This is a genomic window from Bartonella sp. CL435QHHD (assembly GCF_042195095.1).
Classification (GTDB): Bacteria; Pseudomonadota; Alphaproteobacteria; order Rhizobiales; family Rhizobiaceae; genus Bartonella.
The window spans coordinates 48,267-71,952 of record NZ_JBHINS010000061.1; the positions used below are offsets into that span (position 1 = coordinate 48,267).

Annotated in this window: 20 protein-coding genes and 1 other RNA gene; 6 read left to right on the top strand and 15 right to left on the bottom strand. The window is 35.4% G+C overall.

Features of this window, described 5'->3' with window-relative positions; translation table 11 throughout:
* Positions 1–20: 20 nt before the first annotated feature.
* The 7 genes from murF to ACFILH_RS04040 form a co-directional block, all read right to left on the bottom strand.
* Positions 21–1,442, bottom strand: coding sequence for a UDP-N-acetylmuramoyl-tripeptide--D-alanyl-D-alanine ligase (gene murF, locus ACFILH_RS04010; protein WP_375667418.1), 1,422 nt, complete (start codon positions 1,440–1,442; stop codon positions 21–23).
* Complete coding sequence (locus ACFILH_RS04015; RefSeq protein WP_375631181.1) at positions 1,439–2,890, bottom strand: UDP-N-acetylmuramoyl-L-alanyl-D-glutamate--2,6-diaminopimelate ligase; 1,452 nt, start codon at positions 2,888–2,890, stop codon at positions 1,439–1,441. Before ACFILH_RS04015 ends, murF begins: the two co-directional genes overlap by 4 nt.
* 23 nt (positions 2,891–2,913) lie before the next feature.
* On the bottom strand, positions 2,914–4,656 hold the full coding sequence (locus ACFILH_RS04020) for a peptidoglycan D,D-transpeptidase FtsI family protein (RefSeq protein ID WP_375637659.1): 1,743 nt from the start codon (positions 4,654–4,656) through the stop codon (positions 2,914–2,916).
* The gene (locus ACFILH_RS04025) at positions 4,656–5,060 is read right to left on the bottom strand and encodes a hypothetical protein (protein ID WP_273790787.1); all 405 of its coding nucleotides are present in this window, start codon (positions 5,058–5,060) and stop codon (positions 4,656–4,658) included. Before ACFILH_RS04025 ends, ACFILH_RS04020 begins: the two co-directional genes overlap by 1 nt.
* A complete protein-coding gene (gene rsmH, locus ACFILH_RS04030; RefSeq protein ID WP_375643449.1) occupies positions 5,057–6,055 on the bottom strand; it encodes a 16S rRNA (cytosine(1402)-N(4))-methyltransferase RsmH in 999 nt (332 codons plus the stop codon). Before rsmH ends, ACFILH_RS04025 begins: the two co-directional genes overlap by 4 nt.
* A 264-nt stretch (positions 6,056–6,319) precedes the next feature.
* Positions 6,320–6,710: RNase P RNA component class A (gene rnpB / locus ACFILH_RS04035), an RNA gene on the bottom strand.
* Positions 6,711–6,793: 83 nt separating this feature from the next.
* Positions 6,794–7,303: a lytic transglycosylase domain-containing protein gene (locus ACFILH_RS04040; protein WP_273790789.1), complete on the bottom strand. Its 510-nt coding sequence runs from the start codon at positions 7,301–7,303 to the stop codon at positions 6,794–6,796.
* 1,094 nt (positions 7,304–8,397) lie between these two features.
* Here ACFILH_RS04040 and ACFILH_RS04045 point away from each other — a divergent pair.
* Positions 8,398–8,553, top strand: coding sequence for a hypothetical protein (locus ACFILH_RS04045; protein WP_273790790.1), 156 nt, complete (start codon positions 8,398–8,400; stop codon positions 8,551–8,553).
* A gap of 106 nt (positions 8,554–8,659) precedes the next feature.
* Here ACFILH_RS04045 and ACFILH_RS04050 read toward each other — a convergent pair whose 3' ends face one another.
* From ACFILH_RS04050 to ettA, 3 genes are all read right to left on the bottom strand, one after another.
* Positions 8,660–9,034 carry a hypothetical protein gene (locus ACFILH_RS04050; RefSeq protein WP_375637660.1) on the bottom strand — a complete coding sequence of 125 codons (375 nt, stop codon included), beginning with the start codon at positions 9,032–9,034 and terminating at the stop codon, positions 8,660–8,662.
* A 2,629-nt stretch (positions 9,035–11,663) separates the two neighbouring features.
* Positions 11,664–12,602, bottom strand: coding sequence for an ArsR/SmtB family transcription factor (locus tag ACFILH_RS04055; protein ID WP_375667419.1), 939 nt, complete (start codon positions 12,600–12,602; stop codon positions 11,664–11,666).
* Positions 12,603–13,276: 674 nt separating this feature from the next.
* A complete protein-coding gene (ettA, locus tag ACFILH_RS04060; RefSeq protein WP_273790793.1) occupies positions 13,277–14,926 on the bottom strand; it encodes an energy-dependent translational throttle protein EttA in 1,650 nt (549 codons plus the stop codon).
* 161 nt (positions 14,927–15,087) lie between these two features.
* Here ettA and ACFILH_RS04065 point away from each other — a divergent pair, with 161 nt between their 5' ends.
* Both ACFILH_RS04065 and pncA read left to right on the top strand, forming a co-directional pair.
* Positions 15,088–15,624 carry a hypothetical protein gene (locus ACFILH_RS04065; protein ID WP_273790794.1) on the top strand — a complete coding sequence of 179 codons (537 nt, stop codon included), beginning with the start codon at positions 15,088–15,090 and terminating at the stop codon, positions 15,622–15,624.
* A gap of 46 nt (positions 15,625–15,670) precedes the next feature.
* Positions 15,671–16,279: a bifunctional nicotinamidase/pyrazinamidase gene (pncA, locus tag ACFILH_RS04070; protein WP_273790795.1), complete on the top strand. Its 609-nt coding sequence runs from the start codon at positions 15,671–15,673 to the stop codon at positions 16,277–16,279.
* Positions 16,280–16,720: 441 nt separating this feature from the next.
* Here pncA and ACFILH_RS04075 read toward each other — a convergent pair whose 3' ends face one another.
* The gene (locus tag ACFILH_RS04075) at positions 16,721–17,773 is read right to left on the bottom strand and encodes a DUF475 domain-containing protein (protein ID WP_375658186.1); all 1,053 of its coding nucleotides are present in this window, start codon (positions 17,771–17,773) and stop codon (positions 16,721–16,723) included.
* A gap of 360 nt (positions 17,774–18,133) precedes the next feature.
* On the opposite strand from ACFILH_RS04075, the gene ACFILH_RS04080 reads away from it, so the two are divergent.
* Complete coding sequence (locus ACFILH_RS04080) at positions 18,134–18,673, top strand: helix-turn-helix transcriptional regulator (RefSeq protein WP_273790797.1); 540 nt, start codon at positions 18,134–18,136, stop codon at positions 18,671–18,673.
* A 390-nt stretch (positions 18,674–19,063) separates the two neighbouring features.
* Positions 19,064–19,243 (top strand): DUF1508 domain-containing protein, encoded by a 180-nt coding sequence (locus ACFILH_RS04085; protein ID WP_273790798.1) that lies wholly within the window; start codon positions 19,064–19,066, stop codon positions 19,241–19,243.
* A gap of 531 nt (positions 19,244–19,774) precedes the next feature.
* Here the strand turns inward: ACFILH_RS04085 and ACFILH_RS04090 are convergent.
* From ACFILH_RS04090 to ACFILH_RS04100, 3 genes are all read right to left on the bottom strand, one after another.
* Positions 19,775–19,945 (bottom strand): hypothetical protein, encoded by a 171-nt coding sequence (locus ACFILH_RS04090; protein ID WP_375631186.1) that lies wholly within the window; start codon positions 19,943–19,945, stop codon positions 19,775–19,777.
* Positions 19,946–19,997: 52 nt separating this feature from the next.
* Positions 19,998–20,309 (bottom strand): hypothetical protein, encoded by a 312-nt coding sequence (locus ACFILH_RS04095; RefSeq protein WP_273790799.1) that lies wholly within the window; start codon positions 20,307–20,309, stop codon positions 19,998–20,000.
* A 267-nt stretch (positions 20,310–20,576) separates the two neighbouring features.
* Positions 20,577–20,861: a hypothetical protein gene (locus ACFILH_RS04100; protein WP_375645318.1), complete on the bottom strand. Its 285-nt coding sequence runs from the start codon at positions 20,859–20,861 to the stop codon at positions 20,577–20,579.
* 756 nt (positions 20,862–21,617) lie between these two features.
* Here ACFILH_RS04100 and ACFILH_RS04105 point away from each other — a divergent pair.
* Positions 21,618–21,932, top strand: coding sequence for a helix-turn-helix domain-containing protein (locus tag ACFILH_RS04105; RefSeq protein ID WP_007347852.1), 315 nt, complete (start codon positions 21,618–21,620; stop codon positions 21,930–21,932).
* Here the strand turns inward: ACFILH_RS04105 and ACFILH_RS04110 are convergent.
* Positions 21,856–22,038: a hypothetical protein gene (locus ACFILH_RS04110; RefSeq protein WP_273790801.1), complete on the bottom strand. Its 183-nt coding sequence runs from the start codon at positions 22,036–22,038 to the stop codon at positions 21,856–21,858. The genes ACFILH_RS04105 and ACFILH_RS04110 overlap by 77 nt on opposite strands.
* Between the last annotated feature and the right edge of the window lie 1,648 nt (positions 22,039–23,686).

A 23,686-nucleotide genomic window follows, 5' to 3' on the forward strand; every position in this document is an offset into this window, starting at 1 on the left:
GTACAAAAAACCTCTTAAAACTATGAAGAAACCGCTTTATAGCGATCAAGCAATGCAGTCACAATATTTGATGAACAAAGGCTATTGGATGATTTAACCATAAGCAGATCCCCAGAAGAAATTTCTGCTAAAAGAAGCGGTAAAATTTTCTCAATATTTTCAGCATAATGAACCTTAACACCAGTAGACAAATCACTGACTAAAGATTTCATCGCCTCACCAAATAGAAAAACCGGATTAGCACCGGAAAGACGTATTGGTTTTATTAAATCACGATGAAGCTTTTCACTATACTCCCCTAATTCTAGCATATCCCCTAAAATAGCAATTCGCCGCCCCTCTTTCCCTACAGGTCCTGTAGCAAGAAGCTCAAGTGCAGCACGCATAGAAGCAGGATTTGCATTATAGCTTTCATCAATGAGATAAAATTCACCCCCATTTGATAAAGACAATTGATAACGAACACCTCGCCCCTTTTGAGAAGAAAAATGGCGAAAAGAAAGAAAAACAGGCTCTAACTCAACCCCCATAGCATCACAAGCAGCAATAACCCCTAAACTATTTTGCACAATATGGCGTCCTGGAGCACCAATTTGAACCTCCCTATCCCGCCCCCCAATACGCACAATCATAGAAGTACTATCAGTTAGAAGACGTATACCTCGCGCTTGATAATCAGCATCTTTAGTCTCACCAAAGCTTAAGATCTTCTTTACACCGCATTTCTTTGCTTTTTGAACGAGATAAGAAAAAAAATCACTATCCGCATTTAAAATGGCAATTCCTTTTTCATCTAATCCTTCAAAAATTTCAGCTTTTGCCTTTGCTATTTCTTCAAGATCTTTGAAAAAACCCATATGTCCTGCACAAATATGCGTAATGAGAGCAACATGCGGACAAACCAGTTTGACCAGAGGGCGAATTTCATCTCTATGATTCATACCAATTTCAAAGATACCATAATCACTCTCCATAGGCATCCGCGCTAAAGTGAGTGGAACCCCCCAGCAATTGTTTAAAGAAGCGAGATTCGCATGAACATTCCCAGCAGTTGCAAGAGCTTGTTTCAAAGCTTCTTTTGTCGTTGTTTTTCCCACTGATCCTGTTACCGCGATAATCTTAGCTCTTGAACGTTTGCGTGCAGCTTGTGCAAGTTGTTCTAAGGCTTGCAAAACATCAGGAACGACAATGAGTGGAGCCGATATCTTTTTCATATCCCTCAAACAGTGTTCCGCAACGATAAGAACGCCTGCACCTCGTTCATAAGCTTGCGCAGCAAAATCATGACCATCAAGATGATGCCCCTTAATGCAGAAAAAAACATCCCCTTCCGCAAGAGTACGGCTATCAATGGAAACCCCAGAAAAAGTTTCTGGCATGCTTCCCATTACAACACCATTAATTGCAGCAACAAGTGCTTGCTTATCCCATAAAGCTGTCATTTCTTTCGGTCCTCTAAAGCTTCTATCGCTTTCAGACGATCTGAAAAAGGATAAGTTGTCTGCCCTATAATTTGGCCATCCTCATGACCTTTTCCAGCAATGATTAATGTGTCACCAACTTTCAAAAGCTCCACCGCGTAAGAAATAGCCTCACCACGATCTGCTATCTCTATTGCTGTTGGCACCGCCTGTAAAATATCCTTGCGTATTTTTTCTGGCATTTCTGTGCGAGGATTATCATCCGTTACAATAACAATGTCCGCTTTATCCGCCGCAATTTTTCCCATCAAAGGTCTTTTTCCTTGATCACGATCTCCTCCACAACCAAAAACAACGATCAAGCGCCCTTGCGTAAAGGGACGAACAGAAAGCAAAACCTGCTCCAAAGCTTCTGGTTTATGGGCATAATCAATATAAACAAGCGCATTATTTTCTGTCTTTCCCACAAACTCTAATCGCCCAGGTGCCCCCTGCAAAGTTTCAAGCGCAGAAAAAACCTTACGAGGTGAAGCACCCGTTGCAATTGCTAACCCCGCTGCCATAAGCGCATTGGCTACCTGAAAATCTCCAGCTAAAGGCAAAACAAATGTATAAATATTGTTTTCCACACGACACTCAATACACTGTTTTGAGCGTTGATGTTCGACACGATTAATCGTGATAAATTGCCCCTTACGACCAATTGTCAAAACACGGCGACGCGCTTGTGTGACAACATCAATAACCTTTTGTGAATAGACATCATCAGCAAAAATCAAAGCAGGAGCAGATACAGGCAAAAGTGTATCAAATAACCTCATTTTAGCCCGCAAATAATCCTCTACCCCCGTGTGATAATCCATGTGATCTCGCCCTAAATTGGTGAAGGCACCAGCCGTTAAACGGACTCCATCAAGTCGCCCTTGATCAAGCCCATGCGAAGAAGCTTCAAGAGCTGCATGTGTCACACCTTCATGAGAAATTTCATAAAGAAGACGGTGCAAGACGACCGGATCAGGTGTTGTGAGAGAACCATAAACATTCCGTTTAGGAGAAACAACACCAACCGTTCCTATACTCGCAGCACAAAATCCAACATAAGTCCAAATTTGCCGAAGAAAAGAGACAACAGATGTTTTACCACTTGTACCAGTCACAGCAACGACCGTTTCAGGCTGAGAACCGTAAAAACGTGCAGCTGCCAACGCTAAACTATGACGAACATTAGAAACACGTAAAATGGGAACAGATAAATCCTCAAGAACAGCATGACAATCTGTAACGATTGCTCGTGCACCACGCTTTATCGCATCATCTATATAGTGTCTTCCATCACTTTTTTTTCCTTGAACAGCAACAAAAACATAGCCTGGCAAAACTTGTCGAGAATCCGCACTTATTCCTGTTATTTCTATTGAAGAAAGACTTTCATCTTCAACGCATTCTGTAAAAACTGTTCCCAACAACATGATAACGCACCTTTATATTCATTTTACCGTTGTTTAACGAAACTTGAATTGCTCTTTTTACTTAAAAGAGGCTCATATTCTTTTTTAAAATCGGGTTTTACACCAAGAAAACTAGCTGTGCGACGAACAATATTAGCAAGCATTGGTCCAGCATTCATCCCCGCTGTTGCTGAACGCTGTCCCTCAGCAGGCTTTGGTTCATCAATAATTGTTAAAACAACATAAGCAGGATCCTCAATAGGAAAAGCAGCAAGAAAACTATTAAAATTTTTTGTTTTAGAATATTTTCCATTTTCAACTTTTTCAGCTGTTCCTGTCTTACCACCTACACGATAACCTTCAACTTTTGCATTACGTCCAGAACCAATATCACTATTTAATTTATAAAGGTAACGCATATTTTGACTTGTTTTAGCCTGCAAAACCCGTTTTGCATGGTGCAAAGTTTGTTCTTTTGGCCGTTTTAAAAATGTCGGAGCAATTAACCAACCACCATTCATTAAAGCAGCAGCCCCGACAGCTGTTTGCAAGGGTGTTGTTGCCATACCATGCCCAAAAGAAATCGTCATAGAATGGATATCCTTCCAATGATTTGGCACAATAGGGTGGGCAACTTCAGGCAACTCTGTTGTGAGACGATCCAGTAATCCAAGTTTTTGCAAAAAACCACGATGTTTATCAATCCCTATCGCCAACGCCTCTTTAGCAGAACCAATATTAGAAGAATAAATAAAAACCTCCCATAACGTTAAGGGTCGATTTTTTCCATGAAAATCATGAATAGTATAGCCACTACTTGCTTTTATTGGCTTTGAAGCATCAATAATACTGTTTAAATGAAAAATATCGGAATCAAGAGCCATAGCGGTCGTAAAACTTTTAATGATCGATCCCATTTCAAAAGCTCCTGCCGTCATCCGATTGAGACGATCACTTTTTAAAGCTTCAACAGGATTTCCAGGATCAAAGTCTGGTAGTGATGCCAAAGCCAAAACTTCCCCCGTATGTATATTTAAAATAACAGCTCCTGCAGCAATTGCCTTATAACGCTTCATAGCCTGAATAAGTTCATCATGAACAATTGACTGAACACGCACATCAATCGAAAGCTGAACTTGTTTTAATGATTCTTCCATGGCAAGACCAGCGGCACGCAAAGCACTCAGCCCCGCATCATCAATGTATTTTTCCATACCTGCAATGCCCTGATTATCAACATTCACCATACCGAGAATATGGGAAGTTACAGGTCCATCAGGATAAAAACGACGAATTTCAGTCCGAAAACCAATTCCTGGTATACCAAGAGCCATAATTTGCGTCTTCTGCATTGGTGTTAACCCACGCTGTATCCAAGAAAAACCAGATTTTCTTTTTAAGCGCTTATAGGTTTCCTGCCAATTAAGATCAGGCAAAACTGTTGAGAGCAATTCAATTGTTTCATCCACATCAATAATACGCCGTGGCTCAGCAAAAAGTGAATAAGTTTTAATATCTGTTGCCAATAAACGACCATTACGATCAACGATATCAGGCCGTGCCATCAATTGAAGCATTCCTGGCCCCTTTGCTTCTTCAATCTGTCCACCTTCCAACCCATAAGAAATAAGGCAAGCCCCCATGATTCCATATAAAATTAAAAAGCAGAACAACGAAAAAAGCAAACGTGGACGACTAGAATAGGGACGACGAACAGAAACATTATGATTATTCAACGAATTCTTTAAGCGCTTTTTCTTCTGTGAGAATAAAAAAGTCGATTTCATTACTGCGCGCCTTTTTGGACAACACTATTGATCTGAGAAGCTCGATTATTTGTCAAAATATCCTGATTATCTTCCAAGATATTTTGTTTAATCACTTCTTCAATTTGATCATGTACCTGTACCGGAATGTCTTTAAACTCCACGATTTGACGCGGCTGTATAACCTCTAACCCAAGTTCTTTCTGATAACGTTTCGCAAGTTTTTGCATGCGTGAAGGCCTTATCATCACAGCCCACTCAGCATGAAGCAAACTTACCGTATTTTTTGCTGCAGCAATTTCATGCTCAAGATGAAGAACTTCGTTCATTCGTTTTTGAACATCATATTTTACCTTATAAGTAAGTCCTGCCATACAAATCATAATCAACACTAAAATCATATCAAATGTACGAAAAACTGTCATTTTTTGCTGCCTTCAAAACTGGCAATCTCTGCTAAACCAAATAATTTCATATCTGCTGCAAGAGCCTCTGCTTCAGTCCGTACACCAATACGCAACCTCGCAGAACGTGAACGAGGATTTTTCTGTAACTCCTCTTTAGTTGCCGTGATCCCACCTTTAAACAAAGGAAAAAATGTTGCTGGAGCAGCCTTCATTTCAGGCAGATAGCGTGATCTCATACATTCTCCAGAACGAGCCGAAAAAAATCTTTTGACCATACGATCTTCAAGAGAATGAAAACTGACAACCCCCAAACGGCCTCCAGCTTTTAAAACGCGTTCAGCAGCAAATAAACCACATGCCAATTCACCAATTTCATCATTAACATAGATACGAAGAGCCTGAAATACACGTGTTGCTGGATGAATACGATCTCCCGGTTTACGTCCTATCAACGCTTCGATAGCATACGCCAAATCACCTGTACGCAAAAAAGGCTGTACAACACGACGCTTTTCAATCATCCGTGCAATTCGCCCCGCATAACGCTCTTCTCCTAATATCTTAAAAATACGTGCCAAATCCCTTGCTTTTAAATGATTGACAACATCGCTGGCTGTAAAACCAGTCTGAGCCATTCGCATGTCCAATGGACCATCTTTTTGAAAAGAAAAACCTCTTTCTGCTTCATCCAGCTGCATTGAAGAGACACCAATATCCAAAATAACTGCATCCACCTTCTCTTCAACGACACGATCGAGCTGTGAAAATGCCATATGGACCAAACGAAGACGTGGAAAAAATTCTTCAACAAGCGATTGTCCTGCACTGATAGCATGAGGATCACGATCAAGAGCGATCACCTGTGCCCCTGCCTTTAACAAAGCGCGCGTGTAACCACCAGCACCAAAGGTACCATCAATTACTTTTGCTCCAACCAATGGCATAAGCCCAGTCAAAACTGGCTGCAACAACACTGGAATATGGCGTTCAGCTCTTTGATCCTGCTTTATCAAAATAATCCGTCTTGAAGTTATGCTGTCTCAAATCAACAGCTCTCTCATGGCAACTGATCTTAGAATAACCTAGCCTTCAACTTTCATATTAATCACAATGAACGAAAAAACTAAAGTTATCCCAAAACAGATCCTAACGCATTATACTTAAAGAAATGTTATAATTTTTTAAAACACTCTTTGCTCAAGTGTCCATTTCAAACACATAGACTCCATAAAAGATCATATATAATTGATCTTATAAAATATCGCGTATCATCATGAAATATCAGTCGGCCTATAAGCCGGGTTCTGTAGAGTAAAGCTTACACTTTACATGGCAACCATTCATCTGGGACGGATGTTACCATCCGCCTCGTGCAACCTACCCGAATGACTCGCCCGGAAATCGGCTGCAAATTAAATTTTGCACGTCATTTCTATTTGGTCTTGCTCCCGGTGGGGTTTACCTTGCCACATTCATTACTGAATGCGCGGTGGGCTCTTACTCCACCCTTTCACCCTTACCTATAAAAATAGGCGGTTTACTTTCTGTGGCACTTTCCCTAGGGTCACCCCCGCCGGGTGTTACCCGGCACCGTCTTTCCATGGAGCCCGGACTTTCCTCACCTGCCATATTTCAGCATCAGACAAGCGCGGCTGCCCAGCCGACTGACATATTGATTTATAAAATATTTTTTGCTCAATGAAAATAGCATCTTAAAATATTTTATGACAAACCTCTCTCAACAGATGTTTTTATTTTAATGAAGCCAGATAAGTTTTCACTTTTGCGCAATATTTCGCCGAAATGGAATTCATTTTTTTTGCAGCATGACCTGCGTTATATTTAAGGATTGTACCACACGTACTTCCACCACTGAGTTTATACGCTCGTGCCAAATAACGCATACCATATTCAAGATTGGTCGCAGGATCGTACAAATCCTGTACAGAACCACTAAAGCCCAACCCTCGTGCCGTAGAGGGTTTAATTTGCATCAAACCTATTTCGCCAGCAGCCCCCTTTATACCTGCCTTATAATTACTTTCAACTTTTACAACAGCATGTGCTAAATTAACGGGAACATTATATTTATTCGCAAGTTTCTGAATAAGAAACTCATAAGGGCGATCAGGAATCTTAGGAGCAACAATCACTGAGGCTTCTCCTGATTCCGCAACATTTAAGACACTATGAGTCCAACTTATGTCAAATACAAAAAATACAGCACACGCTGTATTTAACAAGATTTTCAAAAATTGCATTTTCTTTCTCTTCACTCAAACATTCTCAAATTCTAGCCGCAAGTAATTTGCAAACGTATTATACAAAAAAAGAAAGCAAAAGAACGGCTTGAAAAAGGAAAGAGTAAGACAATTTCAAGATAAAATCATGTAACAAAAGAATATCTCTTTATTCACAAATCATAGATTTCTCTATATCATAAAATAAAAAAATAAAGAAACTATGGTTAATCTTATAGCGTATTAAATAAAATGATATAATCTATAAATTGCTGCTATCGCTATTGTATCACTTAATTTTTATATTAAAAAAATAGCATCTTAACTAGATGTAATATTTTTTACATAAGATTATTAATTTTTTTATTGGGATCAATCCCACAAAGTAAGAGAGACAAGAGCATCTTTTTACCAGAGATGCTCAATATCAAGAAAGTTTCATAAAAATATAAACCGCTATCAACGCTTCTCTCTGGTTAAAACACCCACAGCACTCTTTATATCCGATAAAACCTCAACAAATCACAAAACAAATCCCCCCATTATCGCACATAAAAAATTCATAAATATACTAAAACCATCATACTCTTTACCAATTCAAAATATTGCAACAGACTTTTAGCTCTCAAGATGTCTCAAAGAAGCTTTTTAATTCCTTTTTAAAAGAGCTGTTATCCACACAGTCCTCCCACTGGTAGTGTACTAGAAACTAATTTTGATTTTTTCACCATGGATAAATTTAAAATGAGAAAATTTTACAATTCTTAAGATTCTTATTCAATATAATAATGATAATTTATCATTATAAAACAATATACTAAAAAAGTTATATCCGTCTTTGTCTCTACAATAAAGCCTAACAATTACTTGTGTCTGTTTTTCTGAAAAATGTTAGAAAACTCAATACCCCCAAAGCCTTTTTAAATAAAAATAGACCTCTCATCTTCATTCAAATATTTTTTCTTTGTCACAGACTATCACCTTATCAGCCTTGCACCTCATTTTCAGAAATCATACAAGTGGATAAATATCCTAAAACCCGTAGAACAAAGAAAGCTTAAATCCTTTAAAAAATTTTTTTCTCATATCAAATAAAAAAATAACTGGCATATAAAATGCGATTAACGTATTTTATTATAGTCAATACTGCTTTTGTCATTGTAGCGATTGATAATGCAATTAACTTGACCAATACCCTTGATAGATTTTCTATCTCTCCTGTAATGATTGCAACATTACCGTTATACTCCGACTGCACACCTTTTGAGTAAGATAAATTTGTTAATTATCTTACAAATTGATTATCTCCTCGCACTTTTCAAAACTTCACGAAAAGCTCTTTCTCCTTTAAAACCCAAAAGCGCAATTAAAAAATAGCTAAAAATAAGCATTAGCAATGGAAGGACGAGAAATCGCTTTTGAGAGAGCCATAGCAACAGTTTCACCAGATTTTTGAGCCTGCTCACGACTCTGACCACTTTTAGCAGCAAGCGCAATTACATCACGACGCAGCTGCGCAATAAACAACTCTTGCTGTTGAGGGTCCATCTTAGAAAGATGCTTGATAATATCTGGAAAAGACACGGACAATCTCTCTAACAACTCCTCCTCTGTTACATCAAGGTTCTGAGAAGAAGAAGAACGACCGGAAAAAAACTGATAAACAACACTACTTTGAGAAGCAAAAAAGACAGCGCCAAAAATAAAAAATACGAATAAAATAAAAATAATACGATGCGAAAAAGATCCCATTATCTCTTACCTAAAGATCACAGAATACAAACATAGATTCCTTTTATGATTCCCCTTATAGCATTCAACAATGCCTCAATAAAGAAAAATCAAATTATTAAAAATGAATACGCTAACACTCTCCGCCCAATAAGACCCGCCCCTCTATGTATTTAGGTACTATAGGCGAAACAATAACAGATCTTACACTTCCCCCCCCTAATAACACTTTACATTTCCTAAAATAATTACAAAAAGCCTGACTGAGGAAATCCTCAGTCAGGCCAGACAATCTAGGGGATCCACGCGGGGGGGGGGGAGGAGGTTCCCCGATTGTCCTCTTACATCAACCACTAAGATAGCCGATGCAATATTCTTGCTATGGAATAAAATTTTTTAAACAACAAGAAATTCTTATCATCTTCTACGCAAAAAAACATAAAAGAATTATAAATTATTTAAAAATGTTTAAATTTAGGCAAAAAAAGTTCAAAATGACCCAATTTGAAGCAATTTTATTTCTAGAAGCACCAATTAGAATCTACGATCATTATAACTTTTAAATAGTTTCTTTCATAACTCTGATGATCATAATTTAAAAAAAACAGTAATTTCTACGTATCCACCCTATAAAAATCAAACTACGTAAAAGTAGAATCATTTTTCCAACAGCAATCACCACAAAAAGAAAAACGTAGATTTTTAAAATCTTACACAAATAACCGTAAAAAATGAAAAACATCTTCTTGCAAGAAATCTATGAATTATTCATATAAAACAATAAATTAGATAAATAAAATCTTATCTATTTTTATAAAAAATTGCTGTAAATGATCATTAAAATATTGTTACATCCCTCATGTAAAAATCAATGAAGAATTTAAACTGCTTAATCTTATGAAAAAATGAGAACTCTGAAGGTATTTGTTTCGAATCACGCCCCATCGTCATTCCAAATAACGATAAATCATTTTACAATAACCAACAGTCTCTAACGCATTTTAACATAACAAACCGAAATCAATGCAGACATTTTCTCTTAATCTCTATCATTTAAATGATCCCGTAAAATAATACACACAGTAGTTTCTGTGATAAAAAATTGTATAGTCTGTTCTTCTAACGTAAACAATTCATTGATTTACAATCATAACTCATCATTTACAATTTACATGAGAGATCTCAAGAACGTAAGGTTCCCTTATTTTCAATCTTCATCTATTGAATCAATGAATAGCCATACTATCGCACATTACACACAAGAAGAAGCATATGGATAAAAAACATAAAACGATAATGCCGGCTTACAACTTTTATTTAAACTAAAGACGATGGTGCCCTATCAATTTTACGCTATACCCACGGACTGCGTCATAAGATGAGCGGCAAACATAAAAAGAAAGAAAATACGTTTGGCAAGAACAATGGACTTATTTAATAACCTTCATAACTTCTCAATGATAAAGAGATACGAAACTTTAGTGTAATATCACGCTTTTCTTTCCTACTTTCAGCCACGGACTATCCATAGATCATCGCCGATCTTATTTTTATGAATATAATGCAAAACACATAGATGAACACCATATATGAATGCTTATAGGAAGAAATAAACGTAAAGCCAGATGCGTTATTATAACCGTTGTTGTACAAAATGTTTTTAAAATTCAGAATATCACTCCAATCATTACCAATTTATGAGTAATTTTATGGCGTCATCTACCAAGCTTTTACTTTTTCTATTACTTGTAAATCAACACCTGCTCTAAACATAACAATATGTTTGAAATAAAGATTAGAGAAAATGAGAGCCATGTGAAAAATCCTAGCTTTTATATGCCCAATTAGAGTAAAAATATTTACGTCTGTTTGAGAAATCTTAAAAAGCCATCATTCATTTTGGAAGAAACATAAAATCCCAAAGATAAAAAACTATTGCTATCTTTACCATCCCCTTCATTTGCCTTTACGACTTTCAAACACGCTCATAACGCTGTATTTTAAATAATGAAAATCATGCATTGTCTCACCTTTTTACTTTTTCGTCTTTTTAGAGCATCTTTTTGCACTCCTCACTAAAAGTTCCAAGGCATTTCTTATCTAAGAACCTGTTTTAAAGAAATATTTTAAGATCTATTAGGCACACCACCTTTGACATTTATGAAGGTATGAGCCTTCACTATATTATATTATGCGGCATTATATCATATTGCAGCCGCTCTCACATTTAGAAAATGTATGAAAGATGTATTTTCTTTTACAAACGGTATCATTAAGATAAATACCTTCTTTTGTAACAGACAAACAGACTCTTTTAGATTCTGAAACAGGAAATTTGAAATGAAAAAATATTCCTGTATTCAAACCTCTCATTGAGTCTAAAAAAATCAATGATCTTTTAAAATCAATATATTGGCTAATAACATAAATATAATATCAAGAACACCTTAAATAATGATCCTCATAGGCTTAACTCTATAGAAGGTGCTTTCATTATACAGCCTACACGCCGCTATAAAACACCAATACTCCCATATAAAAACATAATACAAATGTAAAAAACAATAGCTTATCAATGATTGAATAAAGTTTTATCTCTACGCTATTCCTTGAGAAAAATCAGAGAATAAAGCACGTTAACAAACGCGATTTATGCAAAATCTACTTGTTTATCTTTGATATCGTCAACCAATAAACGCGGATCACGAGCAAGCCAAAGCGTAACCATACCCTCCTCACTGTTTTCATTTTGTATAGGAGTAAGACAAACCGTTTGTTCTAGAACAAGTCCCGCATTTTTAAGCCATTGTTCTATTTGTAAAGCCGAAAATCCAAGACGCATATGCGCTTGATCGGAATATGAAGGCTCAATTTCATGATAACCAAAATCCACAATCAATAAACGGCCATGAGGACGCAAAACTCTTGATATTTCATGAAGAAATATTTCATGATTTTCAAGAAAATGTAAAACCCAATGAAGAATAACTAAATCAAAAGTTGTATCTCCAACAGACAAGTGCAAAACATTGCTATCAAGCACGACTTCAACCGCATGCGTATAAAGATTAGAAAACAATTTTAAGATAGAGCCTCCACCTCTTCCAATATTCAGCATCGTCTGAAATGGTTTATCGCCAATGATTTCAAGTAAAGCGTTTTCTACACCCTGATCTGCCATATAGGATGACCGTAATACATCCCATTGCAACGTATTTTGTAAGAAATGCTTCTTCCTCGTTTTTTGACGCTGCTTTTTGACATCCTTCAAACGTTCTAAATCATGCGCTAACAACACATCATGCTTTGGCAAAGCCGAAAGAACACCCATCACAATGTCTTTACCCCAAAAATCATGACAAAGCTTAAAATAAAGGCTATCTCCCTTCTGATAACGCTCAATCAATCGAGCTTCGTACAAGAAACGTAAATATCGTGATATACACGCTTGCGACTGATCAAGAATAAAAATAAAATCAGGAATTGTTAAATCTTCATGACGCAAGAGCGTAAGAACACGTAAATGGCTTACTTCTGCGACCGCTTTCAGCAGCACAATCATTGCATCTAAACTTGCACTTTTTTGCATAATTATCCCCTAAACATTCCTATAAACATTTGTTTATAGGAAAAAAAGTCAAGCATACAACGCATATTCTCATCTATTTTGTTCTCTCTATTTTATCATACTATGAAAAAAATAGGCTAATGTAAAAAACGAACAGATCTTATCTCCCTGCAGCTCGTTATAATGAGAATGCATTGATTTATAATAATAATTCATTCATTGTTAACTTGAATAAAAAACCGGAATACCGTAAATTTTTCTCATTTCAAATCTATTCATGATAAATCAATCCAAATCATTCTCTTACAGCTCATAAACGGAGGGGACATATGGATAAAAATATCTTTTATACCCACCTCAAAACAAGAACTGCATACCATTGAGAAAAAATAAATAACATGATAGTGCCAGCTTGCATTTTTATTAAGTAAAGATAATAATGCTCAATGACCAGAGCATTCGTAGAAATAGTACTATACTCTTCATCCCCTCCTTTTCATTGCAATTTTACAAGCAATAACCGGTTATATATCATGAGTAGAATAACCCTATTTAGGTCAGAATTTCATAAAGTGTCTCTTACTCTTTGTTTAATGAATAAAAACTCACACAGAGTACACACACTTTATTTATGAAATAACAAACGCAATAAAGTACACTATTATTCCAACAAAGTTGAGATAAGAAAAAAATTTCTAGCGTGTAAGAGGTTTATAATTTGCATGCTTAGGATTAAGAGATTCCGCCCCAAGACGACGAACTTTATCAGCCTCATATTCAGCAAAATTACCTTCAAACCATTCTACATGACCATCACCTTCAAAGGCTAAAATATGTGTTGCCAATCGATCAAGAAACATACGATCATGCGATATGATAACTGCACAACCAGCAAAATTTTCCAATGCATCTTCCAATGCACCTAATGTTTCAGTATCAAGATCATTTGTCGGTTCATCAAGAAGAAGCACATTCCCCCCCTCTTTTAGAAGTTTCGCCAAATGTACGCGATTGCGCTGCCCTCCTGATAAATTTGCCACCTTCTGCTGCTGATCTGCCCCCTTGAAATTAAAAGCCCCGCAATAAGCGCGGCTATTCATCTCATATTTACCTAATTTAATAATGTCATTTCCACCAGAAATTTCCTCCCAAACAGTTTTATCTCCCACCAAAGAATCGCGACTCTGATCCACATAACTCATGTGAACTGTTTCACCGATACGTATTTGACCTGAATCGGGCTGTTCCTGTCCCGTCAACATTTTAAACAAGGTCGACTTTCCCATACCATTGGCCCCAATAACGCCGACAATGCCACCAGCAGGAAGTTTAAAAGAAAGAGAATCAATCAATACACGTTCACCATAAGCTTTAGAGAGATTATCAACCTCAATAACAACCTGTCCTAATCTTTCTCCAATAGGAATAATAATTTGTGCCTCTCCAGGACGGCGCTCACGTGCTGCTTGAACCAACTCATCATAAGCCTTAATCCGAGCTTTTGACTTTGCTTGTCGCCCCTTTGGACTAGAAGCGATCCATTCTTGCTCACGTGATAAAGCACGTTGACGCGCTGCCTCTTCACGGCCTTCTTGAGCCAAACGCTTGGCTTTAGCCCCCAAATAAGCAGAATAGTTCCCCTCATAAGGAATACCTCTACCGCGATCTAACTCTAAAATCCAACCCGTTACATTGTCGAGAAAATAACGATCATGGGTTATCAAAAGCACAGCCCCTGGATATTCACGTAGATGCCTCTCAAGCCAAGCCGTCGTTTCAGCATCTAAATGGTTTGTCGGTTCATCCAAAAGTAATAAATCAGGTTTTGACAAAAGCAATTTACAAAGTGCAACACGCCGCTTCTCACCACCCGAAAGTTTTGTTACATCCCCATCGGCTGGCGGACAACCAAGAGCAGCCATAGCCATTTCCACTTGACTTTCTAAATCCCAAAGATTCTGACTGTCAATAATGTCCTGAAGCTGTGCACTTTCATCAGCCGTTTCCTCGCTATAATTCATCATCAATTCGTTATAACGCTCAAGAATTTCCTGTTTATCTGCAACACCTTCCATTACATTGCCACGCACATCTTTGCTCGCATCAAGCAAAGGTTCTTGTGGTAGATAACCACAGCGTGCTCCTTCAGAAATCCATGCTTCTCCCGTATATTCCTTATCTAGCCCAGCCATAATACGTAAAATAGTTGACTTCCCCGCACCATTTGGCCCTAAAATACCGATCTTTGCATCTGGATAAAAAGACAAATGAATATTTTCTAGAACTTTTTTATTGCCGTAAGACTTGTTAAGCCCAGCCATATGATAGATAAATTGACGTGCCATAAATTTCTCTTTATATTGTGCGATATTAAAGATTAGGATTTTGAAAAAACTGCTTTTGCTTTTTGAAACTGTACAGTAAATAGCACTTACATCGTATCAAAAGCTTTTCGCTTTATATTGGTACATTTTTTCTAATCTCACAAGCCCCAGTATGGTCCTGAATGCAAAAAAACATCTCCCTAAAAAGCAAAAAGCAAATCTTTTTAGCTGTACCTGAAACCTGTTATCAAACATTACCTCTCTTTTCCATACCAGATATAACATTGTATTTTTATCGTATTAAACCAACTTATCAATGTAATATGGTACCACAAAGAAAAGCAATTCTCTATGCGCCTTCTTTTCTCGCTTTATGGGCTTTATATTACGCAGTAAAAAATCCTTCTCTTTTTTCATCGATTTTTTGCTACGGAAAGCAATGGACTTCACCCCTTGCCTTGATATGGCTTAAATTACGTTTACAAAACGACCGCCGCCTTATGGGATCTGACGTCCCAAGCCCAATGATCATGAAAGCTTTGCATCAACACGTAGCAACAAATGAATACAGTGCACTTCCCATTGGTACGTGGTTACAATTCGTAAAAAACTATAAAACCAATTGTAAAAACTTATCCATCCCCCTCTTTTGGCTTGATAATTATAAAAATAATATCAATATCCAGCACATCATTTCAAAACTTCAAGACGACATATAGCTTTTTAAAAATACGATAAAAGCTCATCTCGTATAGGAATATATTTATGGAAAAAAAAGCCTTAATCGTCATTGATGTTCAAAATGACTTCTTACTAGGTGGAGCACTTGCCGTACCACAAGGTGATGCTATTTTACCCGCCGTCAATAATCTCATAAATCATTTTGACCACGTTATCTTAACCCAAGACTGGCATCCCAAAAACCATTGCAGCTTTGCTTCCTGCTATCCTGAAAAAAAGCCCTATGATACAGTCATTCTTGACTATGGTCCTCAAATACTTTGGCCTGATCATTGCATACGAGGAACACAAGGAGCAGAATTCCATCCATCTCTTAGAGTAGAAAAGGCACAACTTATCCTTAGAAAAGGCTATAATCAAAAAATGGATAGCTATTCTGCTTTTCTTGAAAATGATCAAAAAACACCAACAGGTTTACAAGTTTATCTCAAAGAACATGGTTTTACTAAGCTCATTATGTGTGGCTTAGCAACTGATTTTTGTGTCGGATTTTCTGCTCTTCACGCTATGCAATGCGGTTTTAAAGTCAGTGTTTCATTAAATGCCTGTGCTGGTATTGATGTAAACGGATCACTAAACACTATGCTTAAAACGATGAACGAAGCTGGTATAGAACTTTTAATGGTCTCTTAAAATATCCTTCTCTAATCTACCATTATAATACACTGATTTATAAAGGATAAATTATTTTACACATATTTAAGTAAGAGTCCAGAATATCGTAAATTCTCTCATTTCAAACCTGTTTCAAAAACATTCTCTTACACGTTACAAAGAGAATCAATGTATGAATAAATCATTCAAAAAAACAGTAAGAATGCTTCTTATGCCCCATTAAATGCAAGAGCTTGTCATAATATTGAAAGCTGATAAAAAGTATAACATCAGCTTTCTGTCTTATATTTAGGTCAAAAAGTATCCTAGAGATTGTACATTATTCCCTTCATGGGTAGTATCATGCAATGAACTCAACTTTAAAAAAACGCAAATAAGCAATAAAATAGTATTTTATTTTGCATGAAAGACCTCTTTTTACTCAAAGATATGCGATCGACAAAAGCGTGAAAATCTCCATTACTTAGACACAACATGTTTATACAATTGACGATTCTTAAAACGAATCGAAGAATATAATGCCATTCCAATAATACAGATTCCCACAAGTCCTGTTAAAACTTCAGGAACCGATATAATCGTTTGCAGATACATAATCACTGCAAGAACTAGAATTGCATAAAAAGCACCATGCTCTAAATAACGATAATGCAATAATGTTCCCGATTCAACCAACATAATTGTCATAGAACGAACGTAAAATGCACCGATACCAAGACCTATCGCAATAATAAAAAGGTTATGTGAAAAGGCAAAAGCACCAACCACGCCATCGAAAGAAAAACTAGCATCAAGAACTTCTAAATAAAGAAACGCCCCTACTCCCCCGTGAGCTACTGTTGTTAAAGTCTTTTGAGGAGTATCCAAGAGATGACCAACAACTTCAACACCGATAAAGGTCAAAAGTCCATAAAGGGCTGCCAATAAAAAAGTTATTTTATTTTCTGCGTCAATCTGACCTGAAACAAATAAGATCAAAATCAAAACAATTGCAATATCAATTCCAACAAGCGCCCCAAACTTTTGAGCAGGTCTCTCTATAACATTAAGCCAATGCACCTCTTTTTCAGAATCAAAAAAATATTTTAAGCCAACCATCATAAGGAAAGTTCCTCCAAAAGCAGCAATCCCCATATGCGCATCGGTTAGAACTTCAGCATATCGATGTGGTTCCCATATCGCTAATTTGACTGCCGCAATTGGATTAATCCCAACAGCAACGACAACCACCAATAATGGAAAAACAATTCGCATCCCAAATACAGCTATCAAAATGCCCCATATAAGAAAACGACGACGCCACAATGGACTCATTCTACTAAGAACACGCGCATTGATAATAGAATTATCAAAAGATAAAGAAATTTCCAAAATTCCCAAAACAACGCAAATAAAAAAATATTTAAGAAAACCAGTAATACTTTCCGTTTCAAACCAACCAATAACCCCTCCTAAAAAGACACCAATAATCGTGAAAAAAAAAGCAAACCCAAAATAGCGTAATAGGGCCATGATCATTCCTCAAAGTTTATTTTCTACTTCATCTAAAGCACACCCAGTACAAATCCAAAGTTTGCATCTCTTTAAAGTTGCATCTATTAATGCAGAGGTGTATAGAATATATATGGTAAAGTTACATGAAAATTCTCTCAAAAAAAGCAAGAGACAAATGTAGCAAACAAGGAATTTTGTTTTGAAGTGAATATCAATTGTCAATACAATAAGTGAAAGATTGCTTTCTATCCACGAAAATAAAAAAATAAAAAGAAATTAAAGCTATAATATTGACATTATATCATAGAATATTAATACATAGTGTGCTTTTATTATTTAATGATTTATACCATGATGATTTACCGAGGGAGATAATTCGTGGCACGTCCTGAAACTGAATCAAAAACCATATTTGGAAAACGTTTACGTTATGTACGTCTTGCTTTAGGCGATCCATCACGTGAAACCTTAGCTAAAAGTTTTAGCATGACAAAAAATTCCATTGCTTTTTATGAGCGTGGAGAGAGAGAACCCAATCTTAGTGTCTTACAAACATACCGCACGTTATACGGTGTCAATATTAATTGGCTTTTAACTGGACAAGGAAAAATGTTTGACACCGAATATACAAAAGGTGATTTTGACTGGAATTATTTTATTAAAAAAATCGAGGGACTGGAAGAAACACTTGCCGATAGTGATCGTAACGAAAAACTAAATCAAGAAAAAATCGACAGTTCTTATGAAAAATTGCAGCAATATTTGTCAAGACAAGGTTTATCAAATAGTTTTAACCCTAAAACTACAACCTCTCTTATCGATATGAAAGCTAAAATGGCCAATTCTTACACCCTTAGCTTATTCATTGATTTACTCATTCGAAGCGTATCCCAAAAAGAGGTTATAGCTAATCAATAAACGTCTATTTCAAAAGAAAAAACAAGAAATGATTAAACTCTACCAGTATGGAGAAAAGTGTTTTTACTTTATCCGTGCTGGTGGAATTTTGTATAATTTATAAATTTTGTTTCTGTAACGACAATAAAAATATTTGCGTTGTAAGTGAAAGTATAGTGTCTTTAACTTAAAAAAATAATTTTATAGTATAAAATTCTCATTCATATCTTATTGACAAGAAATTTTTTCTTGTTAAAAGAATAATAGCTCTCATAGAAATTATTTTTTTAAGTCAGAAAATTTAAGGGGAATATATTGACGACTTCCTATAGAGACATACATTAATGTTTACAAACGGATTAGTTAAATATTTATCCTGAAAATTATCAGCTATTTTATGAGGTGAGAAACATGTATTTTGAGGTGTTTCAAGGAGTTCACAATCAATGGTACTGGCGTTTAATCTCAGGAGATGCACAAAAAATTGCTTTTTCTAGTAAAGGCTATCCAACAAAACAAGATATCCTAATCAATATTGAGCAAATAAAAGAAGTTACACATAAGGCTCTTATTAGAGAACTACAATCCTAACGTTCTTTACCATTAAAACAAGCGTTTATTTTGTATAATGGTATGTTGAGTTATTTTTGTGACAAATGAACAGTGATTGTTTTTCCCTCAATGAGAGGGCGTTTTTTGTATTATTTCTGACGCTTACAAATAACAGTCATATTCTTACAGATTATGTGTTTATTTTCAATCACACACAAATCTCTATAGCCTTTATCAAAAAGAAAATCTCTTAAGTCTTGTATTTTTCATAAAAAATAAACGCACATGAAGAGAAGATAAACATCAATGAGAAATATAATTACTCTACAAGATATTAATATCTTTTACGTTCATATTCCTCTTCTGTATCTGATAATCATAACTGACTTACCCATTTCATCTTCATAAAAAGCAAATATCTCTTTCTTCCTATTATCATGCAACTTTTTATACCTATTAGCTGAAACTATCGTAGCATTTATACCTTACATCTAAAAGGAACGTGCAAAATTGTTTCCAGCAATAATATAAAATTGCTGGATTGTATAGACGCGCTTTTTAATAACCAGCCTACCTATAAACTGGTTTATCATCATAAACTCTTATTTTATGACCAACGACGCTCTGTCTTATAAACTTAAATGTTTTCATAAAATCAGAGTAAACTTGAATATTCTCTTCTAATACAATATCTCCATCAGCACCATAATTGGCTTCATTAAAGTTTATCTCTCTCGTCATTCCAATCTTCCTAACACATTTTCAAACCCTTTAATGCAAAATATGAATACAATCACTCTTTATCATCTTCAGATTTAAGCATTTTTTTATATTTCTTTTCATTTTTTTCATATTGCTTAATTTGTTTTTTCAGTTTTTCAATTGCTTGGTCACGTCTTTTAATCACCATACTTTGCTCTCTAATAGCTCTATCTCGTTCTTCAGTCATCTTCATAGAATCTCTTAAAAACTCATGCTTTATTCTTCTAGATTCCTCTTTTAAAATTTTCACTTGACTGCGATAATATAAAGAAAACCGAAATATAACCCCGCTGCACAACAAAACAACAACCATTGCTCCCAATAAAATTTCGTTTACACTCATTTGGATCTCCCTTAATTGTCGCTCAAGTGATCATCTTGACCAATTTATTTCATCCTCAATCAAAAAAAGAATGCAATAAATTGCATGTTCCAAGTGTGAACAATCACTCTCGGCATTCTTATTTTCTCCATTAAAGCATTGATCAATGGCGCAAACAAATCTCTGAAAGCGGCTAAATCTACACTCACACCAATTATTTGCGACACATTTATTGACACAAAATACAAAAAATAAGGAACGTCAAATAAAACTAACGACGCAATGCAATCATAAAAGCCTTGCCCAAATCGTTCCTATCTTCCTTTTTACGCCATGTGGAATGCGGCTATATGAAAGTTTTTCATTATTACAAAAATCTTCACTGTCATAAAGCACAGCATTTCTGTAAAATTTTGCCTTCCCACAAATCTTTACATCACCATAAACTAAAGCATCATTATAAACTCGAGCCTTTCTACAATCACGAGTATCACCATAAAATTCAATACATTGAACATTCAAAACTTGATCAAAAAAGACCGCATTAGCGTAAACATATGCATCTCCACTCATATTCAAATAACGATAAAGTTCTTATTTTTCATAAACATGCAAACTCTTACGAACGACTACACAACCATATGTTAATGCATTGTTATAAATAACAATATCATTGTAAACACAGACTTCATTATAAACCGCAGCATCATAAAAACACACTCATCCCCATAAGGGCATTGATCGAATGTATAATTCCACCAAACAACCACCTTTGTGGATCAGATTACCTTCCTATTTAATAAAATATCCAAGATCACTTTTTTGATATTTCCCAATTTTTTAATGCATATATACGATATACCATCTGATAGTGATCTAATTTATTACAATAAAGGAGAAATCAGTATTCTTTGCCTATGAATTTACATTTTTTCTACAGCCATTATCCTATCTCTTAAGGCTCTAAAGCTTCGTTATATTCACATACTACCTCAACGCAGAATTTTTTTTACAAATTCTGATGTTGGGGTATATCTTGATTTATAATGCTGCTACGTATACTATCACAGTGAAATCTCATAAACATACGAGTGTGTATCGCCCTTTCTGGTATACACATTTACTTTTTCACAACCGTGGAACTAAGCAACCATTTTTATTGATTCGAATCTGAAAGTGTATGGGGACATTTTGTTATTAGTTAAAAACAACTCTATATGCTTCCTTAGCGAAGAGCTACACATGGATATTTTCACGCTCCTTGTATCATATATTCTGGATTCGCAACGCAATATTAACGCTATAGCGTAAATATGTAAAGGTCTAAAAATGACAAAGACTGAAAAAGATTGGTTCCAACGCTTAGTTGAATTGATAAAAAGTGACGGACGAACAATGATTGAAATAAGCAGAGCTGCAGGCTGTGGACAAAATTACGTCCAACAAATGATAAATGGGGGAAAGAGGCCTTCTGTAGATAAACTCATGGCTATTTTGAACACACTGGGAAATGCTAGTGCCATATATGTAATAACTGGTTTCAACATCTCCGATGAAGATTTAAAACTCATAACTTTGATTTCGTCTGGAGATAAAAAGAAGATTGAAGCCTTAAATGTTCTGTTGAATGAGCAGAATCTGTAGAATTTTCTACTTTATCCAATATCGCTTGCTTTTGAGACGTCGATAAAGACTCCCATTTCACAATAATATCAGATAAAGTTGTTTCAAATTTTTTATCATTCTTCATAGTCATACTCCATGTAGTCAAACTATATAACGCTAAAGCGTTCAAATATATCTCATACCTTAGAAAAAAATATTTGCAATAGGCAGTATGGAAGCAATTGTGTACAAACTTATTTTACAAAATCAGATGAAGTTCTATTAGTCATGTACCATGGTGAAACAAAAGGCATCACACGATCCAGACCTTACTTATGAAAATTGGTATAATCTATCAAAAACGCGAATAATGTTACGCAGATCTTGCGATTCGGACCAATAAAAACTAATGTGAAAATATCCCTGAAGACACTCCTGAACTCTATATAAGAGAACACGAAAAAGCTTTTTGAAAAAATACATCACAATTTTATGCTACATAGCACTATCTATGTTTTTTAAACAATATTGCAAAGCAAGAATATAACAATGTTATAGGAATAAATTCTTATAAACAGAGCCACACTACCTAAAACTCTGTAACACGTTTACAGGTAACCTCCCCTCTAAACACACCTTGTAAATACTAATATAAGTCTCTATCATGAGCAAAAATGATATTCTTAAAAAATAAAACGAATCACCACGCACAATCTTTGTACGTAAATTGTATACAGATTTACAACAAGAGAGAAATTCCCTTATGCAAATGAAGAATTATATTTTCAAAGTATGATTTTGAAGAAGAAGTGTACTTTTACAAAAAAATCCCCCTCTCTGCCAATACTTTTTCATAAGAGAGAAAACTCATAACAAAGATAAAACTCTCTACACGATCAATACGAGAAAAAGGTTAGCAATACAAAAAAGTGGTAGGTTTACCGCAATATTGCCAATCCCTTATGAGAGTAAAATTAAAAAAGACGTCTGCTCTTCAATAATAATTCGGATCACATGAAAACTCTATAATTTGAACATTAAGAAAAAAATACACAAAGACAGAAAATGGCATTTTAACGAATTTTCTAATATCATAGAAAACATTTCTTACAGAATAATAAAAGGCTTATTACAATAAAATCGGGATGATGCAAAGCGATAGAAACAATCACTCAATTGATTTTTCAAAGAACAATTGATGAAATTCTTTTCAAAGAACACGCCTCCGTCACTATGAACAATATTTCTCAAAAATCAAATAGAACTCCTTTCTTGGGAAAAAGAAAATATCAACAAATGTTATCATCGTTGACCCCATGATACATATGAACGCCTATAGATCACATTCTCTTATATACAACCTTTCATCACGATGATGCTATTCGAACGTCTAAAAGACATTAACATCACTTAGAAAAAAGCAAATTTACACTAAATGTTTTTTGAGCCATTTGTTCTGAACAGGCCCAATCTTTAAAATTTGTTTTATTGAGATCTGTTTATTTGCAGAACAAGTATAAATAAATTTATCTAATGAAGCTTTTAGCCGTCTATTTTATGAAGCACATCACACAAGAAAAGTACAAAACAGTATATGAATTAAGAAAGTAAATAGCGACACATATCAGTTAATCAAAATGCTACAATGTTGCAAATGAGAGAACTTCTTTGATGAGACTAAAAAAATATACCCTCACTTTATATTAAAGTGACTGAGAGAAAAAAAATGAAACAAACAACGACTAAAGGATTTTAGAACGAACAGGAAAATAAATAAAAAAAACGAAAAAGGT